Source organism: Streptomyces alkaliphilus, from assembly GCF_014141535.1.
GTDB classification, from domain to species: domain Bacteria; phylum Actinomycetota; class Actinomycetes; order Streptomycetales; family Streptomycetaceae; genus Streptomyces; species Streptomyces alkaliphilus.
In genome coordinates, this window is the sequence record NZ_VKHT01000232.1 from 1 (window position 1) to 6,023 (window position 6,023).

5 protein-coding genes are annotated in these 6,023 nt (G+C 72.0%); 1 reads left to right on the forward strand and 4 read right to left on the reverse strand.

What is annotated here, in order from left to right; translation table 11 throughout:
- Positions 1–36 precede the first annotated feature (36 nt).
- On the forward strand, positions 37–201 hold the full coding sequence (locus FNQ90_RS09925; protein ID WP_182606032.1) for a hypothetical protein: 165 nt from the start codon (positions 37–39) through the stop codon (positions 199–201).
- A 120-nt stretch (positions 202–321) separates the two neighbouring features.
- Here FNQ90_RS09925 and FNQ90_RS09930 read toward each other — a convergent pair whose 3' ends face one another.
- The 4 genes from FNQ90_RS09930 to FNQ90_RS09945 form a co-directional block, all read right to left on the reverse strand.
- Positions 322–555, reverse strand: a complete 234-nt coding sequence (locus FNQ90_RS09930) for an acyl-CoA carboxylase subunit epsilon (protein ID WP_323379864.1) — start codon at positions 553–555, stop codon at positions 322–324.
- An 86-nt stretch (positions 556–641) separates the two neighbouring features.
- Positions 642–2,225 carry an acyl-CoA carboxylase subunit beta gene (locus FNQ90_RS09935; RefSeq protein WP_182606033.1) on the reverse strand — a complete coding sequence of 528 codons (1,584 nt, stop codon included), beginning with the start codon at positions 2,223–2,225 and terminating at the stop codon, positions 642–644.
- A 366-nt stretch (positions 2,226–2,591) separates the two neighbouring features.
- Complete coding sequence (gene cimA / locus FNQ90_RS09940) at positions 2,592–4,250, reverse strand: citramalate synthase (protein WP_182606034.1); 1,659 nt, start codon at positions 4,248–4,250, stop codon at positions 2,592–2,594.
- 370 nt (positions 4,251–4,620) lie between these two features.
- Positions 4,621–5,748: a branched-chain amino acid aminotransferase gene (locus FNQ90_RS09945; protein WP_182606035.1), complete on the reverse strand. Its 1,128-nt coding sequence runs from the start codon at positions 5,746–5,748 to the stop codon at positions 4,621–4,623.
- Positions 5,749–6,023 lie beyond the last annotated feature (275 nt).

Genomic DNA, 6,023 nt, shown 5'->3' on the forward strand with positions numbered 1-6,023 from the left:
CCCCTACACCGTTCCGAGTGATCCGAGGCAGCCGACGTGACCAACACCCCCGCCTTTCGCTCCCTGGCCAATCCGCGCCGCACCAACCTGATGCGGCCGGTCCCCCCGCCCGCGTCCCGGGGCGGGCTGGGGGCCGCGTTGCCGGGCGTCACCGCCAACCCCCGCCGTACGGTGCTGATGGAGAAGCCCGGCGCCCGATAGGAACGTCGCTCCCCTCCGGGGCGGTCCGGGACACCTGCTCCACGAACGTTCCACGGACATTCCACGAACGGAAAGCTCCGCCGGTTCCCCTCCGGTCGACGGCCGGGTGCACGGAGCGGGTCAGCCCTGCCAGCTGTGCGGTGCGCGGAAGCCCGGGGTGCGCTCCAGGCGGCGCCACCCGGCCACCGAGCGACGCGGCGCCCCCGCGGGAACGGCGTCCCGGACGGCGCCCGCCCGGGCGAGCAGCAGCGCGGTGACGACCGCGAGTTCCTCATCACTGGCCAGCCCCCGCTCGACCCGCACGGGGTCGGCGGTGTGCGCGGGAACGGTCCGCTCGGGGTGGACGATGCTCACGATGCTTTCTCCTCCTGATCGGGGCCGGCGGGTTCGCGGCGCGGAAGCCCGGCGCGAAGCCGGGGCGGTCGGGGCGGGAGCCCGGGTCACTGCGGCGGGTTGCCGTGCTTGCGGGAGGGCAGGTCGGCGTGCTTGGTGCGCAGCATCACGAGGGAGCGGATGAGGACCTCGCGGGTCTCGGTGGGGTCGATGACGTCGTCCACCAGACCGCGCTCGGCCGCGTAGTAGGGGTGCATCAGCTCCGCCTTGTACTCCTTGACCATCTTCTGCCGCATGGCCTCGGGGTCCTCGGCGGCGGCGATCTGCCGGCGGAAGATGACGTTGGCGGCGCCCTCGGCGCCCATCACCGCGATCTCGTTGGTCGGCCAGGCGTAGGTCAGGTCCGCGCCGATGGACTGGGAGTCCATCACGATGTAGGCACCGCCGTACGCCTTGCGCAGCACGATCGAGATGCGCGGCACGGTGGCGTTGCAGTAGGCGTACAGCAGTTTGGCCCCGTGCCGGATGATGCCGCCGTGCTCCTGGTCCACACCGGGCAGGAAGCCCGGCACGTCGAGCAGGGTGACGATCGGGATGTTGAAGGCGTCGCACATCTGCACGAAGCGCGCGGCCTTCTCCGATGCCTCGATGTCCAGCACGCCGGCCAGGGACTGCGGCTGGTTGGCCACGATGCCCACCACCTCGCCGCCCATCCGGGACAACGCGCAGATGATGTTGGTCGCCCAGCGCTCGTGAACCTCCAGGAACTCGCCGTCGTCGACGAGCTCCTCGATGACCGCCCGCATGTCGTAGGGACGGTTGCCGTCCGCCGGCACCAGGTCCAGCAGTGTCTCCGAGCGCCGCTCGACCGGGTCCGCGCTCTCCGTGGACGGCGGGTTCTCCCGGTTGTTCTGCGGGAGCATCGACAGCAGGTAGCGGACCTCCTCCAGACAGCTCTCCTCGTCGTCGTAGACGAAGTGCGAGACCCCCGAGGTGCCCGCGTGCACGTCCGCGCCGCCCAGACCGTTCTGGGTGATGTCCTCGCCCGTCACCGCCTTGACCACGTCCGGGCCGGTGATGAACATCTGCGAGGTCTCGCGCACCATGAACACGAAGTCCGTCAGCGCCGGGCTGTAGGCCGCGCCCCCGGCGCACGGACCCAGCATCACCGAGATCTGCGGGATCACGCCCGACGCCCGGGTGTTGCGCTGGAAGATGCCGCCGTAGCCGGCCAGCGCCGAGACGCCCTCCTGGATCCGGGCCCCGGCCCCGTCGTTCAGGGAGACCAACGGCGCCCCCGCCGCGATGGCCTTGTCCATGATCTTGTGGATCTTCTGGGCGTGGGCCTCGCCCAGCGCGCCGCCGAAGATCCGGAAGTCGTGCGCGTAGACGAAGACCGTCCGTCCGTGCACCGTCCCCCACCCGGTGATCACACCATCGGTGTAGGGCTTTTTCGCCTCCAGGCCGAACCCGGTCGCCCGGTGGCGCCGCAGCGGCTCCATCTCCCGGAAGGAGCCCGGATCCAGCAGCAGGTCGATCCGCTCGCGCGCGGTCAACTTGCCCTTGGCGCGCTGCGCCTCGGTGGCCCTCGCGCTCGGTCCGGCGTGAACGCTCGCACGGATCTCGTGCAACTCGGCAACCCGGCCCCGGGCATCGGCGGTCACGGAAGGCATCGGATCCTGATCGGTCATGTACAGACCCTACGAAAGCGACGCCCCCCGCACCCTCGTCGGAAAGTCACAGTGTCGGTCGGCATTTCATGGCCCGGCCGGACAGAAGCGACGCACGGAAGCACCCCGGGGCGCGTGGTTCCACACACCGCGGCGGAGGCGATGGTGGGGTTTCCACAAACCGGGACCACGCGCCCCCGGCGAGCATCCGACCGGGACACGAGCGGCGCACGAGCCCGGGCGTCCGCCCGGGACCCGCCGCGCCCGGGGACGACCCCGCGCCGTACCGCGCCCTCCGGGGGAGCGGCGGCCTCCGGAGGTTCCGCGACCGCCACCCGCCCCGGCCGGGCCGCGCCGGGCCGCGCCGGGAGGGAAGTCACCCGTCGCTCACTCCGTGGGCTGGAGTCCGGCACGCAGCAGGCCATGGGTGTAGGCGTCCTGCAACGCCTCCCAGGACGCCGCGATGACGTTCTCCCCCACTCCGACCGTGGACCACTCCGCCGTGCCGTCACCGGTGGTGACCAGCACCCGGGTGGCGGACTGGGTACCGTGCCGGCCCTCCAGGATGCGCACCCGGTAGTCCACCAACTGGAAGCGCGCCAGTTCGGGGAAGGTGCGCTCCAGGCCGGCGCGCAGCGCGCGGTCCAGGGCGTTGACCGGGCCGTTGCCCTCACCACTGGCCACCACCCGCTCCCCCTTGACCCAGAGTTTGACGATCGCCTCGTTCTCCTGTTCGCCGTCCGGCCGGCGGTCGGTGATGGTCCGCCAGCTCTCCAGTCGGAAGAACCGGCGGGTGCGGCCCTGCACCTCGTCACGGAGCAGCAGTTCGAAGGAGGCGTCGGCGGCCTCGTAGGTGTACCCGGCCAGTTCCCGTTCCTTGACCCGGTCCACGATCCGGCCGACCAGTTCCCGCTGTCCCGTCAGGTCGTAACCCAACTCCCGGCCCTTGAGCTCGACCGAGGCGCGACCCGCCATGTCGGAGACCAGCATCCGCATGGAGTTCCCCACCAGCTCGGGATCGATGTGCTGGTACAGGTCCGGGTCCACCTTGATGGCCGAGGCGTGGAGTCCGGCCTTGTGCGCGAAGGCCGAGACACCGACGTAGGGCTGGTGGGTGGAGGGGGTCAGGTTGACCACCTCGGCGATGGCGTGCGAGATGCGGGTCATCTCGGCCAGCGCGCCGGGGGGCAGCACCCGACGGTTCTCCTTGAGCTCCAGCGCGGCGACCACCGGGAAGAGGTTCGCGTTGCCCACCCGCTCCCCGTAACCGTTGGCGGTGCACTGGACGTGGGTGGCACCGGCCTCGACCGCGGCCAGGGTGTTGGCGACGGCGCAACCGGTGTCGTCCTGGGCGTGGATGCCCAGCCGGGCGCCGGTGGCCGAGATCACCTCGGCCACCACCCGGTGGATGCGGGAGGGCAGCATGCCGCCGTTGGTGTCGCAGAGGACCACCACGTCCGCCCCGGCGTCGGAGGCGGTGCGCACGACCTCCAGTGCGTACCCGGGGTTGGCGGCGTACCCGTCGAAGAAGTGCTCGCAGTCCACGAAGACCCGGCGGTCACGGGAGCGCACGTACTGCACGGTCTCCCGGATCATCGCCAGGTTCTCCTCCGGCGTGGTGCGCAGCGCGAGTTCCACGTGCCGGTCGTGGGCCTTGGCGACCAGGGTGACGACGGGTGCGCCGGAGTCGATCAGGGCCCGGACCTGGGGGTCGGCGTCGGCGGCGACCCCGGCCTTGCGGGTGGCGCCGAAGGCGACCAGCCGGGCGTGGCGGAAGTCGATCTCCCGGCGGGCCCGCTGGAAGAACTCGGTGTCCCGGGGGTTGGCGCCGGGCCAGCCGCCCTCGATGAAGCCGACGCCGAACTCGTCGAGGTGGCGGGCGATGGTGAGCTTGTCGGCGACGGTGAGGTTGATCCCCTCGCGCTGCGCGCCGTCGCGCAGCGTGGTGTCGAAGACATGGAAGGCGTCGCGGTCCCCGGGCACGTCGGCCCCCGGCTCCCCGTCCCGGAGGGCGGGATCGGGGGTGTCCTGCGGCGTGGCCGTCATGGTTGAGACTCCTGTCGGGTGAATGCGTCCTGGGATGCGCTCCCCGGCTGCCGTCCCGGGCGCTCGTCCTCCGGCGGGGTGGGCCGGAAAACGAAAAGACCCCTCGCGGGTGCGAGAGGTCTGCGCGCGGGTCCTTCAAGACGATGGGCACCGCCGCCCGGGTTTCCGTGCGGTTCAGCGGCCATCGCGGACCGGCGCGCTGCCACCGATAATCATGGTGAACGAGAGCACGATCGGGATTCTGGCACACCCCTCGGGCGAAAGCACCTCGATCCGGTGTCGTCTCAGCATCCGAACGGAGGTTCCCGGGGGGCGGTGGCGGGGTTCCCGCCCCCGCCCCCCGGGGACCGTGTCGTCCGGGGCCGGCGCGTCAGTCGGCGATGCGGTGCATCCATCCGTGGGTGTCGGGGGCGCGACCGGTCTGGATGGCGAGCAGCGTCTCGCGCAGCCGCATCGTGATCGGCCCCGTCCCGCCGTCGCCCACCGTCCAGGAGGCGCGGGCGGACTTCACCTCACCGACCGGGGTGATGACGGCGGCGGTACCGCAGGCGAAGACCTCGGTGATGGAGCCGTCCTCGTTGCCCCGCCGCCAGTCCTCGGTGGACAGCCGGACCTCTTCGGTGGCGTAGTCGAGGTCCTCGGCGATCCGCAGCAGCGACAGCCGGGTGATGCCGGGCAGCAGGGTGCCGGTCAGTTCGGGGGTGACGATGCGGACGTTCTCCCGGCCCCCGCCCTCCGGCCCCTCCTGCCCGTACACGAAGTACAGGTTCATGCCGCCCATCTCCTCGACCCAACGGCGCTCCACGGCGTCCAGCCAGACCACCTGGTCGCAGCCGTGGTTCGCCGCCTCCGCCTGGGCGGCCAGGGACGCGGCGTAGTTGCCGGCGCACTTGGCCTCACCGGTGCCGCCGGGGGCGGCCCGCACGTACTCCTCCGACAGCCAGACGGAGACGGGGTGCACACCGCGCGGGAAGTAGGCGCCGGCCGGGGAGGCGATCACCATGAAGAGGTACTCGTTCGCCGGACGCACCCCGAGGCCGACCTCGGTGGCGAACATGAACGGCCGCAGGTAGAGGGACTGCTCCCCCTCCCCCGGCACCCATGCCTCGTCCTGCCGGACCAGCAGGTCGATCGCCTCGACGAAGGTCTCCACCGGCAGCTCGGGCATGGCCAGCCGCCGGGCCGAGCGCCGGAACCGACGGGCGTTCTCCTCCGGGCGGAAGACGGCGACGCCACCGTCCGCCTGCCGGTACGCCTTCAGTCCCTCGAAGACGGACTGCGCGTAGTGCAGCGTCATGTTCGCCGGGTCGATCTGCAGTGGGGCGTACGGCTCCAGCTGCGCGTCGTGCCAGCCGCGGCCCTCGCTCCACCGGATGGTGACCATGTGGTCGGTGAAGCGGCGACCGAAACCGGGGTTGGCCAGCACCGCGGCACGCTCCTCCTCGGGGAGCGGCTGCCCGGTGGGCTTGAGGTCGAATGCGATGCGGGGCGTCGTCATCTCTGGCGGTCCTTCGCTTGGTGTCGTGGCGGACCGCGCTCCCCGGTGCCGCGCCGCGGGGCCCGCGCACCCGGCGGCCGGTGGGCCGGGGCGGCGCGGTGGGCCGCGGGGCGTGGATGCTCGGACGTCCAAGCATCGGGGGAGACATCGGCCCCGCGTCCGATTATCGCGCGCGGGGGCCGTGTCGTACACAGGGGTGGCGGTCGCGGGAGGAACTCCGGGTGGACGCACCCGGTCACCGTTCCCCGGACGCCCCGGTGGGGGCGGACGGGAGG

Excerpts from the sequence above, each read along its gene's own strand:
- cimA (WP_182606034.1), bottom strand. The coding sequence starts at position 4,250 with ATGACGGCCACGCCGCAGGACACCCCCGATCCCGCCCTCCGGGACGGG.
- FNQ90_RS09945 (WP_182606035.1), bottom strand. The coding sequence starts at position 5,748 with ATGACGACGCCCCGCATCGCATTCGACCTCAAGCCCACCGGGCAGCCG.
- FNQ90_RS09935 (WP_182606033.1), bottom strand. The coding sequence starts at position 2,225 with ATGACCGATCAGGATCCGATGCCTTCCGTGACCGCCGATGCCCGGGGC.